This is a genomic window from Sphingobacterium sp. MAE (assembly GCF_056711605.1).
This window is the reverse complement of record NZ_CM160044.1, coordinates 4,799,484-4,819,049: the sequence shown is the minus strand read 5'-3', so window position 1 is coordinate 4,819,049 and position 19,566 is coordinate 4,799,484. Positions and strand designations below refer to the sequence as shown.

Sequence of the window (19,566 nt, the reverse complement as noted above, 5' to 3'; positions counted from 1 at the left end):
AAAAGTTGTAAACATTTGGAAAATTTAAAGCGATAATAAAACAATTAATGCAAGCTAAACAATTATTTTTAACAGGATTTTTTTTACACATCTCGCTCTTACTGTGTGCACAAAAAATAGAAACGTTTAATCTATCGGGTTACGTAAAAGACACTTTTGGAAAACCTATCGCTGGTGCGACTATCTCGATAAAGGAATTGGATTTGGGAACAACCAGTGATGTCGATGGATCCTACCAATTCTTGAAATTAAAGCAGGCACATTTCAATGTGCGCGTATCAAGTGTCGGTTTTCATTCGGACACGAGGAAAATTAATCTGGCAACAAACACCGGTACCTTTTTGGATTTCCAGCTTCGTCGGGATGAAAAATCACTCGATGAGGTCTCTGTTGTTGGGAAAACCTTAAACCAACGTAAGGTGCAGGAAATAAAACAGTCGGGCTATGCGGTCAATGTGATCGATTTAAATACACAGGTGGATAAGGTGGCTGATCTCAATCAGCTGTTGAGACGCTCTCCTGGGGTGACCATTCGTGAAGACGGGGGAATGGGGTCTGACTTCTCCTTTAAAATCAATGGCTTGGATGCCAAAATATTTATCGATGCGGTACCCATGGAAAATTACGGGAGCTCCATGACCTTAAATAATATTCCGGTCAATTTAGTTGACCGTATTGAAGTGTATAAGGGAGTTGTGCCCGCTTACCTGCCAACGGACGTGCTGGGTGGTGCTGTCAATATCATCACCAAACGTAGAAATAAACAGTTTTTTGATTTTAGCTATGGTTATGGCTCTTTCAATACCCACCAAGCCTCCTTGATCGCCAATATGAGGGATGCAAAGACCGGATTGATGGTGAAAGCGGATGCGTTTTTCAACCATTCGGACAATAATTATAGGATGTACAGCAATCCGAAGTATGGGATTAATCTCGACGGATACTTCAAATCCTTTGTTGATGAAGAAACAGGGATCGTGCAGAATCAGTTGGTGAAAGTCGATCAAGCGCGACGTTTTCATGATGCTTACACCTCGGGAATGGGAAAAATAGAGGCTGGTTTTGAAAACGTGAAATGGGCAGATCGTCTCCTTTTTGGACTGGGCTATTCGGAAAATAACAAGCAAATCCAAATGGGATCCAATATCAAATCGGTATATGGTGGTCGATGGTCTGAAAATAAATTCCTGACTCCAAGTATCCAGTATCGAAAAAATGGGCTTTTCCTTCCGGATTTATATGTGGATATTTTTGCAAGCTATGGTGATAGCCGGACAGATGTGAGGGATACCGCAAAATATATCTATTACTGGTCTGGGATACCACAAAGTAATGGGATATTCAAGGATGAAGCTTATGATCAGATTGTCAACAAGAGTTATATCGCAAAGACCGATTTTTCTTATAATCTGAATAAACAAAAATCGCAAGTGATCAATTTGAGCTATAACCTCAGTACCAATCAGCAAAAGAATTTTGATCTGATGAAAACCGAGGAATATCGGGAAATCAACAGCAGGCCAAAGCGTCTGAATAAACACCTGATCAACTTGGCTTGGCAGGGGCAATGGCTCGATGAAAAACTAAGTTCTGTGGTATTCTTTAAATATTATGGTATGGATAACAGCTATACGGCAGATGAGCGGAAATACGATAGTGAGGGCAATCTGATTGCAGGGGATGTGGTCAAGTATGACAACTATAAAGATTATAAAAGCGGTGGTTTGACCTTGAGATATCTCTTGAAGAAGGATATAGGAATCAAAACATCGATTGAAAAATCATATAAATTACCTTCGGTAGAACAGCTCTATGGTAACGTAGTCTATGTATTGTCCAATATTGACCTGAAACCTGAAGAAGCGAATAATGTAAATCTAGGGGTGTTTTATAATGGCTATTTCAGGGATAAACATTTTATCAATTTGGATGTCACTACGTTCTTACGCAACACCAATAATTATATCCAGATGGTCAGTGCTGGTAATTATTATCGATACTCCAACTTGGACGGAGCACGATTGTATGGGATCGAGTTTGATGCGAAATATGGCTATAAAGATTTATTTCGGGTCAATGTCAACGGGAGTTATGATAAAGCAATTGTAACCAAATTGCAAACCGATGAATCTATTGATCCGGCAGCATCCATCCTACACAAACAACTGCCCAATAGACCGTATCTGTATGGAAATGTGGATATTTCAATTGGAAAAAATGACTGGTTGGGAATGGGAACCCGTATTGAACTGACCTATATGAATCAGTATACGCATAAATTTTATATGAGTTGGGAGAACCTAGCATCGCAATCGACCAAGCTCTATATTCCGAATCAAGATGTGCATTCTGCGATTTTGTCTTACTCTTGGAAGCGTAATAAATACGGGATTTCTATGGAAGCTAGAAATTTTACCGACGAAAGACTTTACGATAATTTTGGACTGCAAAAAGCAGGTCGTGCATTCTATACAAAATTGAGAATGTCCATATTTTAATTTAATTTTTAACAATTATACTATACAACTATGCGTTTTTTTAATACTTATTTTAAAAAATCATGTCTACTGGCCACAGTGGCTTTAAGTTTTGCTGCCTGTAAAAATTCTTCTGATCATCCGGCTCCAGAGGAAATCACGAAAGACTCCAAATATGGTGTGACCATTCAAGTGGAAGCAGCAGGTGAAAAGCACGATTATATTTTACCTGTAGAGGATCTGATGAAAGAAGGTTCGGTATCACCTGTAGGATTTGGTATTGACGTAACAGGAAAAATAGACCAGACCTATGGTGTACGGGAGGGATCCAATATTTTTATAACGGAAGGTAATGCTGTTTTTAAATATTCGGTCGCAACGGGTGATATTGTTGAAAAAGGAAATGCGGTAGTTTCTAACCCGGGCAACTATATGGGGATGATGAAATCCGCATTTATGGATGGCCGTTTAAACTTTATCAATTGGGCGGCTCAATACAATGCGACAACGGAAGCTATTGATAAGCGCTTATTTATTATCGATACAGCAACGATGATCGTGAAGGGCGAATCGGCATTGAACTTTAAAGTTCCGGCAATCGCTAAAGCGGGTAAACCAAATGAATTTTATGAAAAATCAACAATCCAATTGTCTCCAACTAGTTTAGGTATTAGAAATGGGAAGATCTATGTCGGATTTTTATACCTAACACCAGAATGGGCTGCTCCATCAAAGCAAGTCGCTTATGTATTGACTGCGGACTATCCAAGTTTGCAAAATCAAAAGATTGCATCTAATGATCAATATGGACATACAACAGGTACTTGGTATCAAACAAAATCAAGTTTCTTTGATGAAAGCGGGAACTATTATTTTACAACGATCCGCGAGGATAAATTCTACACCTTGTTGCGTGTCAAAGCAGGTACTACAGAGATCGATCCGGATTATGCCTTTGATCTGTCCAACTACAGCTTGTTCTCGGAAGGATTTATGGGGCAGCAATCGGATCAGCATACTTACCTAAAAGACGGAAAAGCACTATTGGGCGCTTATATTTTTGATATCAACAAGAAGGTGATGGTCAAAAATCTGAATGATTCTGGATTAGGGAAAGTTCAAATTGTACCTTCCAACGGTGTACTAATCGAGGGTAGTAAAGCATATGTTTTTGTTAAAACTGTAGATTCTCAATGGTATATCGCTTGTTATGATACCGATAAAAATGAATTTAAAAGAGGAATTCAAATCAAAGGTGGTATGACATCGGCATACGGTATCGTTAAATATTAATAAACACGATCAAAAGAGCTTTATGCTTTTTTAGCTATTTAAAGAGGTTATCTTTTTGAGATAACCTCTTTTTATGTTTTATTATAAACGTTTATCAACTGAGGTAGTGTTTTTAATATGATGCTTAATACCGTTTTTAAAAACGGATCATCTGTTTTTTCATATTGGCAATGTGAGCAATTTCTGTTATTCCTCAATCTCCTATTTGTTCAAGGTATTCTAATAGGTTTAGAGTATGTTGTTCCCGACTGATTGGAATTACTTCTGAGTACAATTGGCTGCATGGAAGAAGCCGCTTTATTGAATAACCTAAGATGCATTATTGTACTGTACTGACTCTTAGGTCATAATCCTATATGACTACGCTGTCCATATTCGTAGAATTGAAACATATAGAATCCTTTATACCTTTTATTGACTTGTTTTTTCACGGATGATATACATGCTTTGGCTGTTTGAAGAATAAAAAGCAAATCCATTAGGGGAAATGTAAAATGACGGTCGAAATGTTATTGCGGGATAGGATGATTCTACAATGGTATAAAATCTATTTTTATAATTGTCAAATTTTTCTTTTTCCACCGCAATATGAGGACTGAAAAAATTAAAGTCATTTTCTCCAATTTTTGTTTGAAAAAAAGCTTTACCTCGCCAGTTCGTGACGCTAAACCCCGGACTTCCGCCTCCAATATTATGGCTGTATTTTAATTTTTCTTCTGGATGAAAATACAAAAAATTAACATTTTCGGGTAGATAAGGATCTATTTCTCCTGTCCAAAAAACATCCTTTCTGAAGCGATTGGCTGTCTCCTGATCATCAGGACTTTTGTATTCCGATACTTTTTGCCACAACAGGTACCATTGCTTGTTTTCATAATAGAAAAACTGCATATAGTATTGATCATTTTTGGTCACATTTTTTAAAAACCAATATGGTACATTCTTTTTTACCTGTTCAATTTTTTTATTTACTTTTTCTTCGTTCCAATTTAGGTCTTGATTTAAAATTTGAATAGCATGTCTTGAGGTACCGCCATTTTGAGGCCAAGTAGTATAGTAAGATTGATCATCAGTGGTGAAAATTATAAAATCATCAATGAAATCGGGCCAGTATTGATTTAGGTTTAACTGTAAGCTGTCTTCAACAGTCCCGTTGTTTTTTATCTTATAATAAACCATATCACCTTGGGTTTTCACATTTTTTTCGGCATCACAAGAAACAATGAGTTGGTTATTGACGGACTGAAATATGCGTATCGGATTGGGTGAACTTGAACTCGATACTTGGGTTTTACAAAATAATTTTACCTCGAAAATATCAGAACGATAATTTTCATTGATTTCTTGAACAGCTATATATGCGGAATCCAGTGGTTGTTCGTTACGTTCTAAAATACCATGACAGGAATAAGAAAAAATTGAAATGAGTAAAGTAATGAAAGTGGAGGTATTCACAGATTTATCTTGCATGTGATATGATTAACATATTATTTTACATCGTGTTTCAGGTGATATGGTGACTCCCCAGATTTTTAATTCGTACGCTTATTATTATCCGGTAATTTACTGTAAAGGAATATTTTTCTTTTGGCTTTAGTTTGATCTTTATTCTTACGAATTGTTTCGATTTTTTGAATTTCATTTCCTACATATTTGCGTAGTAACTCATAAATACGACCAGACTCTAGCACAAGTTCAAAATCTTTAGTAAAGTCAATAATCATTTCAGCAATTGATCTTGGTGTATGGAAATAATCTGTATGAAAAATAATGTATTTCATCATATCACGTTCCCATTTATTGCCGGATCCGATGGGTTTGGTAACAAATTTATCTCCCTCATCTTTTAACAGCTTATTTTTGGCAAGCACGTATTTTATTTGAAATTCTTGGGCATGTTTAATGACCTTTGGATTAATGGACAATGCTTGATCGGAATTGAAAAAATCAGTAAGCGTAATTTGATAAGCGTCGCATATCTTTTTCAATGTTTCGACCGAAATTCGAATGGTTCTGCTATGGTAAGTTCTGAAATTACGGTATCCAATCTTTGCATACGCAGCAAATACTTCAAGTTCCAATTCTGTTGCTTTCATCATTTCATTGAAACGGTCTGAAATAAATTTTGCTAACTCTTTATTGACTGTTTTTGCCATTATGTTGTATGTAAAATATTTTTGTTCATTATATTTGTATATTTCATACAGTTTTATTATGTTTGTATTACAATCAGTTGACTGATTGGAGTCTCGATACCGAAACGGCAAATTTCAATAGACACGAGGCGTAGGGTTTGCAGCCCCCCAGACTTTTTGTATTTTTACAAATAGAGGGGGCAAGCTCCCTATTCGAAACTGTGTCTAAGGTTCTTTGCCGTACCAGGTGTCAGTGTAGAGTAGGGGGCTTGCCTTTTTATGTAAAGCCTGATTACTCGACTACAGACTCATTTTCATTGAATACATATTTTAACCAATGATATGATGAAAAGAAAAGAGCTTAAAAATCCAATTTTATGGCCGCCGACTCCAGATCGGGAAGGGCATCATGCCATTGATACATTGCTAAAAAACAAGCTTCGAGAACCGGAATAGTTTGCAGATTCTTAAAAACCAAGAAGGACCCATCTACCTGTGTCGGGCGATGAAAGCTGGCGATAATGGTTTGCTGCCATGTTGAGAGCCCTGACCTTGCTGGTTTTGCCGATTCATTTATGCAGTCTCGTATGCTATACCAATCAGTTTTTGTTCTTTTATTCTTGACACATTAAAAGTAATGAATTATTTATTGTAAGCAAAGCTACATTTGCTTGTTGTATAGAAATTCTGCATATTTGAATCGGATTTTATTTCAAATACATCCATATAAAAGCGCGATGACCAAGTTAACCCTTGACGAGAACTTAAATGTATTTTTTTAATCTTAATGATTAGCCGCAGAGGCTGTCTTGGTGACACGAAGATTTCTAAAGTATTGATCGCAGGACTGCGCCTACTGTAATCTTTAGCATGATGCTCATATTAATAGGGAAAGTTACTCGCGATCATCGATGGAAAAAATATGTTTTTGTGCTTCTTAGGGCGTAAGTTGATCATGGGTCAGAATATAAATGATACGTCGCGGTAAATTAATGAAACACCATGCAGCTATGATCCTTGAGAAGCTGATCTGTAGGAATATAAAAAATAAGGTTTGAGTGTTTATAAATCCCCTTTCTGCCGAGGGTAAACAAATGACTTTGGGATCGAGTCTCCCTCGGTATGAATGGGTACATTAGAGCTAGCAATCAGATAGATCACGATAATGAGTAAACTTTATACATATATTCCGGTTGATTCATTTAAATGTTATCAAGTCCGGATCTTGAAACAGAAAAGGAGGTCGTGAATGAAATGGAATGATATTCGTCTTTCGTGTGTAGGAGGTACCACCTGTTCGATCGGAGCTAGTTTTTCGTTTTGAGATCTTGCTCAAACAGCGATGATGCCCGCTTTAGGTATCCTGATCAGCTTTGTGACCAGTCGATTCTTTGTCAAGTTGAATAGGAGAGAATGCTAGAAAGGTAATGGAGTAAGACTAATGATTAACGAATAGTGCACTAAATTGGGTATAGCTCAAAGGTTAAAAATATTCCGTTAGGATGTCTCTAATCCAAAAATAACAAATAAGACTGCCCCAACTAAGTAGAGGCAGTCTTTTAACAGGAGATCAGTGGTATGTTAATAATTTTTATTTTGAACTAAACTTCCTTTTCCTGCATCAATGGCACTTTGCGGTATCGGCCAAAGTTCATTTTTACCAGCAGTGAAGGTTCTTTTTTCCACTAGGAATCGATCGGTTAAATTTGTAAAAGTAACTTCACCTGTAGTGGCATTGACGGATCCTTTGGATAGACTTCCGTATACGGTTGCATTCATCACATCGTTGGCAATACCCCAACGGATAATGTCAAATCTGCGTCTACCTTCACCGGCTAATTCAACTCTAAATTCGCGCCTAACCAGCTCCCTTAACTTGCCTTGAGAGGCATATTCAGATTCATTTACTTTAGGTAAACCTGCTCTTACTCTTACCTTGTTGAGTTGATCGTAAACGGTCGCATTAATTTGATTTAGTTCAATTTTAGCTTCAGCATTTAGCAGTAAAATCTCCGCATATCTTTGTAAAATAATATTCACGCCTACATTCCACACATTACTATAAGATGAAGGGTTTTGAAGATATTTACGGTAATTATATCCTGAATTAGATGCGTTATCTGCACTTGCCGGATGATCTTTGGTATCGCCTAATGGGTCGAAGTATTTTCCAGCATACAATGCGCCTGGGTAGACGATCGTAGCAGCTAGTCTTGGATCTCGATTATCATAAGGTTTAGCAGGGTTGTAAGTCGTAGAGGAAGCAATGGTTTTTCCGTCCTTCGTTTCGTAAGCGTCTACCAGGCTTTGGAGCGGAATAATCGAACTCCAACCTCCAATGGTATTCGGCATCATAATACCCAGCTCGGTATAACCAAATGTATTTTCGATGTACTGGATATCTGAAATGACTTCTAAGTTATTTTCGTTGGCAGCCTCAAACAGATTGGCATAGTCATTAAATAATTGATAATGGTTGAAATCTATGATTTGCTGCGTTGCCTTCAAAACATCAGCATGTTTATTCTGAAAAGCATAAGTTCGAGCTAAAAAACCTAAGGCTGCGCCTTTGGTCATTCTTCCTTTTTCAGCTTGAACGACAGGTAGATCTGCTGCCGCGGCTGTTAATTCATCTTCGATAAATTTAAATACCTGTGCCCTTGGGTTTGCAGGAACTGCGGATTCTTCAATGGTTAAGGTTTTGGTGATTAAAGGCACGTCACCAAAAAGAATAGCTAAATCTAAATAGCGATAAGCGCGCAGTGTTTTGACTTCTGCTATTAATCGTTTCTTTAAATCTGCCGCAATTGGAGCTTGATCAATATGCTCTAAAATCCAGTTTGCCCTTCTAATATGTGTGTAGGTGTATCTGGAACTCGCATTACCTGGGTTTGTCGGGTTGAACGATCCATTACCGATCTGTTGAAAGCCTTCATGTGAAAAATCATTATGTGAATTGTCTGAGGCACAATCCATGTAAAAGATCTGACTTCCGGACTCCCATCCATTATATAATCCCGTTACCGCAAAAAGCGTTTCTTTTTCTGACGTCCAAAATGTTTTTTCACTTAATCGGTCTAATGGCTGTTGGTCTAATGACTCGCAAGAAGCTAATCCTAAGGCACATGCCAATACGATGTATTTATATTTACGTAACATTCTTTTTCTTTTAAAAGTTAACATTCAAACCAAAAATATTGGTCTTTACCTGTGGGTAATAATTTCCTCTTGAATCTGCTGGTGCTTCTGGATCAAATCCATTGGCAAATCCTGTAATTGTCAATAAGTTTTGACCACTGTAGTATACTTTTGCTCCTTTGATACCAATTTTGTTCAATACACTTTGTGGTATATTGTATCCTAATGTGATGTTTTTCAAACGGACATAACTTGCATTTTGAACCCAAAAATCGGAAGGATTTGTGGAGGCCGAATTTTGACTCCATGAAGTTAGCGCACGAGGCATCGATCCATTTGGATTATTGACAATATGGAAACGGTCGGCATAAATTTCTGTTGGTTTATCCGAACCGGTAATGCTACCTAAGGCTTCACCCCAGAGGTATCCTTTTACATCAGCAGCTCCTTGCCAAAACATGTTGAGATCAAAATTTTTGTAGGAGAAATTCGTCGTAAGGCCGAAAATAAATTTAGGATCAGGTGAACCTAAATAAACACGGTCATTTCCATCAATTTTACCATCACCGTTTTGATCTTTGTAGATTAAATCGCCTGCACCAACATCACCCGTTACACCTTTAACTTTTGAATCCACATATTCTTGATCGGAACGGTAGATACCCAATGTCTCATAACCATAAAAGGAACGAAGTGGTAAGCCACGATCACGGACATAAAAAGTAGAATGTGGCTCCGCAGCATCTGATTTCCACTCTAGGATCTCATTCTTAATATAAGATGCATTTGCACCGATGTCAAATTTAAATTCTCCAGCTCTGTTAGCATAATTTGCTTGAACTTCAAGACCTCTATTTCTAACTTTTCCGGCATTTTGAGTCGGAGAAGGAAGTCCAAATTGAATTGGTATAGGTAAAGTTGTATATAAACGATCGGTCGTGCGATTGAAATAATCGATTACAAAACTCCACTTGTTTTTAAAGTTTAAATCTAAACCGATGTTGGAACTGACCGATCTTCCCACAGCAAAGCTGGATTTGCTGCAACAGAAACGGTGCCTCCAGACGCCAAGGCATTGCCAAATGCATAGTTAAAACCAGAGTTGATGGTATAAATGCCTGGATACCACTCGTCGTTGGTCGGGTAAGCGTTTTCGCCTACACCAGTTAACGTTTGATTACCTAAGATACCCCATCCGCCTCTAAGTTTTAATTCAGATATGGAATTTGCTAAACTTGAATTTTGAAAGAAATTTTCTTGTGCTATGCGCCATCCTGCAGAGAATGATGGGAAGGTATTCCACTGATTGCTACTGACAAATCTGGATGAACCATCTCGTCGCACATTGGCTTCAAATAAATACTTATCAGCAAACACATAATTGATACGACCAAAATAGGATCTTAAAATCAATTTTTTAGCTCCACCATTTGCCACTTGTCCAGATGGGTCTCCTAGTACTAATTCTTGCAATTCAGTGCCTAAAAAGTTCTGACGGTATGCACTTGAAAAATCAGCACGTCTGGTTTCGTCCATAAAACCACCTAACACATTAACTTGATGCTTGCCAAAAGTCTTGTCGTAGGTTAGTAAGGATTGAAGCGTCAATAATTCTTCTTGATTGTTATAAACCGTTAAGTTATTTACACCTTGTTTTTGACTGGGTAACCCCGTGGTGTTATCATAGAATTGAATTTCCTTTACAAATTTTGAAGACATATTATCTCTAGGCTGGAAACTCACGACCTGTTTAAATTTAAGCCCTTCTACAATTTGGTACTCAGCGGATACATTGATGTTGGCATGTTTATAGATCATGGCATCAGTCGATTTCATGTCTAACCAGGCAATGGGATTTCCATCGCCATAATAGCCATAATATCCATTGGAGTATTTATAGGGAATAAAAGAGGGGATGCGGTTGGCTTGTCTAAAAATTTGAGCCATATCTCCTGTATATGGATTTACAGGCTCGTTGATTCGTTGATAGTTATAGGATAAGCCTAAATTCATCGAAAGCTTTGACGTAATTTTAGCTCCCAGATTTGTTCTAAAGTTATAACGGTCGGACTTAGCGACGTCGATAACACCTTTCTGGTCCATGAAACCCAAAGAAGCCATGTAATTTACTTTTTCGGTAGCACCAGAATACTGCAGATTGTGTGACTGCTGTAGACCGCTTCCAGAATATAATAAATCTAACCAATCGGTATCGGGATATTTGTCGGGATTAGATTTATTTTTGAATCCTTCTAAGTCTGCTTCTGAAAATCGTAGTGCTAATTTTTGATTTGCTAATGCTTCATTCAAGATAACGGCATGATCGTATGATCGCATATATTTGGGTAAGCGTGTCGGATCTTGCCAGCCCGCATAACCGCTATAGGTTAATTGCGGATCGCCCATTTTCCCTTTTTTTGTGGTGATTAAAACAACCCCATTGGCCGCTTTAGATCCATAAATTGCGGCACTAGGACCATCTTTTAGGACAGAGATGTTTTCAATATCATTGGGGTTGATATTGTTCATGGAGCTCTCAACACCGTCTACCAAAACTAAAGGGTTGGCATTGTTGGTAGTACCCAGTCCACGGATACGAATCGTTCCGCCGTCTTTGCCGGGTTGTCCCGAGTTTTGAATGATCGTGACCCCCGCAAATTTACCTTGTAATGCCGTTGACACATTGGTTACTGGACGATCTTGTAGATCTTTACTGCTGATTGCTTGTACTGCTCCAGTTAGGTTCACTTTTTTCTGGGTTCCAAAACCAACAACTACAACTTCATTCAACGTTTCGTTGGATTCGGTAAGTTGTACAGACATATTGGCTGATGTGATGACCTGTTGTAATTTTTCAAATCCAACTAAAGAAAAAACTAAGGTTTGGCCCGACTTAGCTTGGATTGAAAATTTCCCTTTATTATCCGTTGAAGTCGCTAATGCAGGATTTTCTTTAACAGTTATCGTGACACCGTTAAGGGGACCGGAACTGGAAGATACTGAGCCCGAGACAGCTTGCTGCTGGTTGAGCTGAGATTGCATACTGTTATTATCTGCATGATTTGCACGTACATGATTGGGCAAAGTCAAAGCCAACATGAGGGCAGATGTCATGGGATAAAAGCTAGTTACAAAAAAAGGTTTAGTAATCTTTTTTATCATAATGTATTAATTAGTGAGTGTGGTTTAGTTATGATTTGACATCATAAGTGTCCAAAATACACCAAAAAAAATTAAAACAAAAGGAGTGCAAAAAGACAATCGATTGCGTAAAATGAGGCGTTCAATATTTACAATTGAAGATTAAAAACATATTCTCACCTGTCTTAGCTTGGGACAAGGATAATCAAAAACGCCTATATTTTGTTGAGATTTTATTCTTGTACGTAGCTTATTTTAAGACCAAGCAAGCTGTTTTTTTAGGGTAACTAGGTCAGGTACTCCTATCTCCTTGCGCCAATTAATTTGATATACCTGAACATGTGTACACACTGCTCTATGCATAAGCATGGCCTGGGGTTAAAGGTGAAATATAGCTGATGTTGCTACAGAACAATCAGTCGATGGAATCTGGAATATCGCTGCATCACGCTGTCATTATGATGTTAAAGGGTCACTGTGTTGCGATTGTGAGCCCGCCAATATAAACCCCCATGATGTAACGTGATTGAGTGATAGGGTCACTGTGTTACGATTGTGAGGGCTATTAAGTGAGTAGCAAACGACCTTCTTGGTCTTTTGATGTAACATCTTATTGTTTTGCAATTGAACATGGAGTTGTTACCTTTGTGCGTTTTCAAATGTTGACTCCGAGTTAACCATTTTTTAAACACATTAATCCGCTTTTAAATTAAGTACCCATTTCATGACAGTAAGAGTTCTGATTTTTATCGCCCTAGCATTTACTTCCTTTTCATTGGCCGCTCAGGTGACTCCTCGTATTTCAAGTTCCTTAGATTCCAGTAAAGCGACCGTTTCGGGCAAGCCTAGATTGATCTTTCAGCTTGAACATGAAAGTGGCGGCGAATTGAAGATGAATGAACGTACTAAAGAGACACTGGCTGATTCTTATTACAATGGCATCAACTTTCGCATTGGTTTCCAGAGCCAGTATAAAGATTCGGTGCAGAGTGTGTACAATGAATTGTACCATTACCCCATCTATGGTATTGGTGTGTACAGCAGTACCTTTGGTCAGGAGCATCTTGGAGACCCCTTTGCAGTATATGGATTCGTAGCGATTCCGATCGCTCCAAAAGTAAATAGTAAATGGAATTTTAACTATCGCATTGCACTGGGTTTATCGGGTCGATTTAATCCTTATAATGAGGAAGAAAATCCATTGAACTTGATCATTGGAAGTAAAAATAATGTATATATCGATCTGGGGGTACAGGCCAATTATCGATTGAGCTCAAAATTTCAACTGGGTGCTGGACTTGCGTTCCATCACTTTAGCAATGGTGCCTTGGCATTGCCCAATACAGGGATCAATTTGTTGCCCTTAAGCCTATCGGTTTCCTATAGTCCATCAAGCCAACCTTTTGATTTTAGAAAATCGGTGATCCGTCCAATGGATGATAAACAGGAGCTTCGCTTTAATTATGCTTTTGGATTTAAGCAGATCGACCGTGAAAATGATAAACAATATTTTAAATCAACACTCGGTGCTTACTACAGCAAACATCTGGGCTATAAGTGGCGCATCGGTGCAGGAATGGATGCTTTCTATTCGGCAAGCGGTCACGACCAAAAAGTGGCGGGAGACAAAGCGGGTTCGTTTGGAGCATTGTTCTCGTATGGTCCTGCGTTTTATATCGATCATGTGCTCAACCCCAGATTATATTTAAATGGTAACGTGGGCGCTTATCTGCACCGCAACAAATTTAATGGGGAGAGCAGCCCGATCTACCTCAGGGCAGGGGTGCGGTACAAAGTGTATCGTGATATCTTTACGGGAGTTTCTATTAAAGCACATGCTGGAAAGGCTGATTTTATCGAGTGGACCATGGGGTATGGGCTTCAGTTAAAAAAGAAAAAAAACCACTAATACGTATTGCTTAATGAAGATGAATTGAACGGCTAAATTTTAATGGTTTGATCAATGTCCATATTTCTTGTAGGAATTAAGAGGTTCATATTCGTGAGTGGATCACTACATGAGGTGTACGGTCAATATGATCATCTGATATATGAAGACATTTAGCATGGATAGGATAGCTTTTAAAGCAGATTCCAGAATATCATGATGATGGAACATATCTATAAGGAGGATTTCAGAGATTTTCAGACAGCTCTGAATAAAGATGAAGTCAGAGCTATTTTAGTTGGTGGGTGTACCGTTATTTTGCATGTTTATTTTCGTAGAACTGATGATAAAGAAGGTGCCCTCTTTATGGCGCACCTTCTTTATTTAAAATAATAGCGCAGTTAAAATGGGGTTGTTTTTACAGGGCTAAACTTGCGTGTTATTATTTTAGAAGTTCTGCTAAAGCTTGATCTAGGCTTGCACCACGCATATTATGTTTAATAATACGACCTTCTGAATCGATCAAAAGTGCATAGGGTATACCTTGGATATCATAGCTTTTGGCAATTTGACTATCGAAACCTTCCCGTGCATTATACTGATTCCAGGTCATATGCTCTTCGGCCATAGCCTTGGTCCAGTCTTTTTCCTTCTCATCCAAGGAGATGCTGACAATATCAAAACCCTTATCTTTCCATTCGTTGTAGGTATGTCTTAAGTGTGGAATTTCTCCGCGACATGGACCGCACCACGATGCCCAGAATTCTAATAAGATGTACTTCTTGTCTTTTGGAAAAATAGAGAGCAACTGAACAGGGGTGCCAGCTTGATCAACCAACGGACCGTCTATGATTTTGGCCCCTATTGCTGTTGCTCTAGCTCTGGAGATCATTTCTTTTAAATCGTTGTACGTTTTTTTGCCATTCCAATGTGGATCAAAAATAGTCAGCAGCTCGTCCATTTGAAGGTTAGAAAGTGTCTCTTCTCCGTACCCCATGATCATGTAAGTCGCTTCATCTAAGGAAACTCGTTCTTGAGGATTGTTTTTAATAAAGTTCCATTTGCGTTCAAAAATTTGTTTTTTAAGTGGATCTATTGCTTTCAAAATAACGATTCCTCTTTCGGTATTGAACTGTTCTTTTTGAGAAGGACCATAGCATTCGGTCATATAGGCCTGATCGAGAACGTTGATCTCCTTCTTTTCTTTTTGGTTCATGTTGGTCAATTGGTCTGCCATGCTTTGTGCATGTGAACCTTCAACAATAGGCTTGACCTGAGGTAGATTGGGTCTATAATAATAGGAAGGTAAACTGTCGATGTAGCCCGTAAGGCGGATATGGCCTTTGTCAAATAGAATGTACTGGCCTTCCAGGTGGACTCTTCGGCCGTTGCCGATGATGCAATCGTCATCCTGATCACGCTTGGTCCAGATCTTCATAAAAAGATCTTGGGTAAGATCTTGGGCGTCTTCTTTGGATTTTACTTTACGAAGAGCCTGTGAAAGGAGTATATAGTATAGGCGGTCATAGAGGTGTTGAAATGCAGTAGCATTTCCAAGCTTAACAAGCTCGAAAAGTTGCTCATCGCTACAGTTCTGGTATTCCGTCAGGTGCATCAACAAATATAATATTAATTTGTATTACATAATGTAGTCTGTTGTGAAGTACAGAATCATTGTTATAAAAATGTAAATTTTGTTATAGTGCGACCTGTGAATATGTGTTTATGTCCTGCTAACAAGCATATTTGACAAAATCTTGATGTAGATCAAGATTTTAATCCTATTTAAAAGCGTACGTGTTTTAAAAAAGATCATGTTATTAAAAAAATATATGTTATTTCTGGCCGCAATGTGCGTGCTTTCTTTTGCTGAGGCCCATAGTCCGGTGCCTGCAGATTCGCTCCGTACAACAGAGAAAAAAGATCGTTCTGCATATTTGATGGTCAGTCAGCAGTTGACTTTATCTGCGGCGAATGATTTGAGCGCCTTAGTGAGGGCAAAAGCATTGGAGTTGGGCAAACAGGTTTCTGTTGCTGTAGTAGATGTGAATAGTCAGGTTATACTGATCAATTGAGGAGATGGTGTAGGGCCACATAATTCGGAGGCATCTCGACGCAAGGCTTGCACGGCCCTTTCGACGAAAACGGCAACATTGATTTTGGCTAAAAATGCGCAAGCCAATCCAGCAACAGAAAATTTAGCGCATCTTCCCGAATTGTTGCTGTTAGGTGGTGGGGTGCCGTTATATTATCAAGGAAATGTTATTGGCGCAATCGGGGTATCGGGGGGGGGAGGTCTAGAAAATGACGATCTGGTCGCTCGAGCTGCTCAATTGCTGGAATTTGAGCTTGTTGCAAAGTAGGAATATGTACAAAATGAAATAAATTTTACTCTAAATAATAATAGCTATGAAAAAAATAATTTTAGCCGCTTTACTGTATCTTTCTTGCAGTGCAGCTTTCGTTCAGGCACAGACCTATCAACTGTCAAGCCATATTCTGGATATCTCGACGGGTCTTCCTGCTCCCGAGGTGCCTGTTAAACTGCAGAAGTGGAATGAAAAAGATGATACTTGGACAGTAGTAGATCAAAAAATTACGGATGAAAATGGACGTATTAAAGATTTTTTGGAACAAAAAAGTGCGGCAAAAGGAGTTTATAAACTGACCTTTTTAGTTGCCGATTATTTTAAAAGTAAACAGGTAACCAGTTTTTATCCCTTTATAGAAGTGGTTTTTGAAATCAAAGATAATAAGCATTATCATGTGCCGATTACTTTATCTCCTTTTGGATATTCCACCTACAGAGGAAATTAAAAACTGTCCCCTAAAAAGGCAATCATAAAAAAAGAGCATCTTATTCAAGATGCTCTTTTTTTATGTGGAGACTACTGGGTTCGAACCAGTGACCCCTACCTTGTCGAGGTAGTGCTCTAAACCAGCTGAGCTAAGCCTCCATTGCGTATGAACTGGTGCAAATAAAACAATTTTTTTAGAAATAAAGAAACAGTTGGGATAAAAAAGATTAGTGGATTATAATACGGTATTGTTAAGTGATTGTAGCGCAAGTGGTTATGGAGTTATTAGGTTATTAGGTTAGTGGGTTAAGAAGTTAGTAGGTTAGTGGGTTAAGAAGTTAGGTTACTTCGTTACTAGATCACTTTGCCACTGGTTACTAGGTTACTTCGTTACTAGATCACTTTGTTACTGGTTACTTCGTTACTGATCACTTTGTTACTGGTTACTTCGTTACTGGTCACTAATCACCATAAGTTTCTTGTAGAATAAATTTTATTGCTTCTCTAATGCGGTTCATGCCTTCTACCTGCGTAATGTCGATTTCGCAAAATGTACTGTCTGTTGTCTTGGTATGGAGTACTAAGTAATAAATTCCGGCAATCAATAAACTGGTCACAGCTCTTAGATCCACTTGTTTGTCTTTTAATTCTTCATCTGCAAAAGGAAAGAATAATGCGCTTACATCATCTCTTGCTTGCGATAGTTGGGACATCATTTCCGATCGTTCACTGAGTTGCCACAGGATTACCTTTTGCATTTCTTCGTTAGCACTAAATTGTACGATCTGATCCAGTAACATGTGTTCGAGCAAGTGACGTGAGCTTGTTTGCGCATTGTTTTTGAATAATGCTTCAGCACTATCGCTCGCAACGATCCAGTAATCTTTTGTTTTAATATAGGTTGCTATTAAGTGATCAATGTGTCCAAAATATGCTGAAATAAGTTTCCGGTCTACCCCTGCAGCTTTTGCAAGATTGGTGGGCGTTAGACCGGTATAGCCTTTTGCTGCTAATACGGTACCAACAGATTGTATAAGTTTCGACATCGTCCTACTTTTGTCGTTTTTTTCTCCTTGATATGTTTTTCTAACCATTTTAAATAGTTTCGGATTCTTATGAGCTGCCTGGCGCAAGTTAACTCCATCTATGTAGACAATTGTGTGTACAGACTGTTTTAAAATATCACTGTAAATCACTTAAATATATACGTACAGTTTTATTTTTTTACGAGGTCTAAATGGCGTTGGCAGATATCTAAGTCAAACATATAAAAAATATTTTTCTAATCAACGATAATTATCGCATATTTAGGAAAATTATAATTTTACACCGTCTGAATTAGGCTTAATTGCTTTCCAAATTCATCTGTTTATTCTTTTTATCGAGAGATAATTTTAAAATATAAGATCTGTACGACTAAATAGAAAAAAGGGAGGGCTAAACCGATATTGTGGAGAGATCATATGCTGGGGCCGACGTTTTTTATTGACTTTAAAATTGGATTTTGTATTTATATTTCCTATTTTCAACTCTACTAAAACCTTTTAATTATGAAAATTGTCTCCTATTTGCTGACAGGTATTACTTTATTTATTGCAGAGGCTGTGTTTGCGCAGAAGAATCCTGTGTTCCCCGGTTGGTACGCTGATCCTGAAGGTATTGTTTACAACAAGGAGTACTGGATCTTTCCAACCTATTCGGCACCATATGAAGATCAAATATTCTTTGATGCATTTTCATCCAAGGATCTCGTGACCTGGAAAAAACATCCCCGAATTATCGATACGGCGGAAGTAAAATGGGCCAAGAAAGCGATGTGGGCACCTAGTGTGTTACAAAAAGATAATCAGTACTATCTATTTTTTGGAGCCAATGATGTACACCAGGGTGAAATTGGAGGAATTGGCGTAGCTGTTGCCGATAAACCTCAAGGACCGTATCAAGATGTACTTGGCAAACCGCTGATCAATGAGATCGTCAATGGTGCTCAACCCATTGATCAGTTTGTCTTTAAAGATAAAGATGGTCAATATTATATGTATTATGGTGGGTGGCAACATTGTAATGTGGTCAAATTAAGTGCTGACTTTAAAAGCTTAGTTCCTTTTGAAGATGGAACAATCTATAAAGAGGTAACACCTGAGAACTATGTCGAAGGACCATTTATGTTTATCCGCAACAATAAATACTATTTCATGTGGTCGGAGGGCGGATGGGGTCTTCCAAATTATAAAGTGGCTTATGCGATCGCTGATTCGCCATTTGGTCCATTCAAACGAATAGGAACGATCTTAGAACAGGATCCCGCTATCGCAACTGGCGCTGGTCATCATTCTGTCATTCAAGTGCCAAACAAAGATCAGTATTATATCGTGTATCACCGGAGACCATTGGGCAAAACAGGTGCAAATGAGCGGGAGACTTGTATTGATGTAATGACATTTGACGAAAATGGATATATTAATCCTGTAAAAATGACTTTTGAAGGGGTAAAACATAAATTGAAATAATACGACATGATCATTTGCTTGCTTTTATGACACCTATAAGCCTTGATGATGATCGCTTAGCTCTAGTATGGCCAATGAACGAGTTATGCACAATATGTTCAAATCAGGCTATATGTTGTGGAAACCAGATTTGTTATGCACAGCGGATTCGACATGTGTTGATAAAATAATAGATAAAAGCGTTTC

The 19,566-nt window shown here is 38.2% G+C and carries 13 protein-coding genes, 1 tRNA gene and 1 pseudogene; 7 read left to right on the top strand and 8 right to left on the bottom strand.

The genetic code is table 11. The features are described 5' to 3' along the window. The first annotated feature begins 47 nt into the window (after positions 1–47). A complete protein-coding gene (locus AC06G9_RS20495) occupies positions 48–2,498 on the top strand; it encodes a TonB-dependent receptor (protein WP_480957056.1) in 2,451 nt (816 codons plus the stop codon). A 30-nt stretch (positions 2,499–2,528) separates the two neighbouring features. Then, positions 2,529–3,770, top strand: coding sequence for a hypothetical protein (locus AC06G9_RS20490; protein WP_480957055.1), 1,242 nt, complete (start codon positions 2,529–2,531; stop codon positions 3,768–3,770). Between the two features lie 411 nt (positions 3,771–4,181). Here AC06G9_RS20490 and AC06G9_RS20485 read toward each other — a convergent pair whose 3' ends face one another. The 5 genes from AC06G9_RS20485 to AC06G9_RS20465 form a co-directional block, all read right to left on the bottom strand. Then, positions 4,182–5,240, bottom strand: coding sequence for a hypothetical protein (locus tag AC06G9_RS20485; RefSeq protein WP_480957054.1), 1,059 nt, complete (start codon positions 5,238–5,240; stop codon positions 4,182–4,184). A gap of 62 nt (positions 5,241–5,302) precedes the next feature. Continuing rightward, on the bottom strand, positions 5,303–5,926 hold the full coding sequence (locus AC06G9_RS20480) for a helix-turn-helix domain-containing protein (protein ID WP_480957053.1): 624 nt from the start codon (positions 5,924–5,926) through the stop codon (positions 5,303–5,305). Positions 5,927–7,486: 1,560 nt separating this feature from the next. Next, entirely contained in the window at positions 7,487–9,064 is a 1,578-nt protein-coding gene (locus tag AC06G9_RS20475) for a RagB/SusD family nutrient uptake outer membrane protein (RefSeq protein ID WP_480957052.1), read from the bottom strand. Between the two features lie 10 nt (positions 9,065–9,074). Beyond that, positions 9,075–10,067 (bottom strand): TonB-dependent receptor domain-containing protein, encoded by a 993-nt coding sequence (locus AC06G9_RS20470; protein ID WP_480957051.1) that lies wholly within the window; start codon positions 10,065–10,067, stop codon positions 9,075–9,077. Continuing rightward, the gene (locus tag AC06G9_RS20465; RefSeq protein WP_480957050.1) at positions 10,034–12,205 is read right to left on the bottom strand and encodes a SusC/RagA family TonB-linked outer membrane protein; all 2,172 of its coding nucleotides are present in this window, start codon (positions 12,203–12,205) and stop codon (positions 10,034–10,036) included. Before AC06G9_RS20465 ends, AC06G9_RS20470 begins: the two co-directional genes overlap by 34 nt. Before the next feature lie 703 nt (positions 12,206–12,908). Here AC06G9_RS20465 and AC06G9_RS20460 point away from each other — a divergent pair. After that, positions 12,909–14,093 (top strand): acyloxyacyl hydrolase, encoded by a 1,185-nt coding sequence (locus tag AC06G9_RS20460; RefSeq protein WP_480957049.1) that lies wholly within the window; start codon positions 12,909–12,911, stop codon positions 14,091–14,093. Positions 14,094–14,514: 421 nt separating this feature from the next. On the opposite strand, the gene AC06G9_RS20455 is transcribed toward AC06G9_RS20460, so the two are convergent. Next, positions 14,515–15,687: a thioredoxin-like domain-containing protein gene (locus AC06G9_RS20455; RefSeq protein WP_480957048.1), complete on the bottom strand. Its 1,173-nt coding sequence runs from the start codon at positions 15,685–15,687 to the stop codon at positions 14,515–14,517. Between the two features lie 199 nt (positions 15,688–15,886). Here AC06G9_RS20455 and AC06G9_RS20450 point away from each other — a divergent pair, with 199 nt between their 5' ends. From AC06G9_RS20450 to uraH, 3 genes and pseudogenes are all read left to right on the top strand, one after another. Continuing rightward, positions 15,887–16,147 carry a hypothetical protein gene (locus tag AC06G9_RS20450; protein ID WP_480957047.1) on the top strand — a complete coding sequence of 87 codons (261 nt, stop codon included), beginning with the start codon at positions 15,887–15,889 and terminating at the stop codon, positions 16,145–16,147. A 15-nt stretch (positions 16,148–16,162) separates the two neighbouring features. After that, positions 16,163–16,435: pseudogene (locus AC06G9_RS20445) on the top strand (heme-binding protein); the annotation flags it as partial. A gap of 46 nt (positions 16,436–16,481) precedes the next feature. Beyond that, complete coding sequence (gene uraH, locus AC06G9_RS20440; protein WP_281046701.1) at positions 16,482–16,889, top strand: hydroxyisourate hydrolase; 408 nt, start codon at positions 16,482–16,484, stop codon at positions 16,887–16,889. 65 nt (positions 16,890–16,954) lie between these two features. Here the strand turns inward: uraH and AC06G9_RS20435 are convergent. Continuing rightward, a tRNA-Val gene (locus tag AC06G9_RS20435) sits at positions 16,955–17,029 on the bottom strand. A 302-nt stretch (positions 17,030–17,331) separates the two neighbouring features. After that, complete coding sequence (locus tag AC06G9_RS20430) at positions 17,332–17,916, bottom strand: TetR/AcrR family transcriptional regulator (RefSeq protein WP_260947931.1); 585 nt, start codon at positions 17,914–17,916, stop codon at positions 17,332–17,334. A 504-nt stretch (positions 17,917–18,420) separates the two neighbouring features. Here AC06G9_RS20430 and AC06G9_RS20425 point away from each other — a divergent pair. After that, on the top strand, positions 18,421–19,380 hold the full coding sequence (locus tag AC06G9_RS20425; RefSeq protein ID WP_045752771.1) for a glycoside hydrolase family 43 protein: 960 nt from the start codon (positions 18,421–18,423) through the stop codon (positions 19,378–19,380). Positions 19,381–19,566 lie beyond the last annotated feature (186 nt).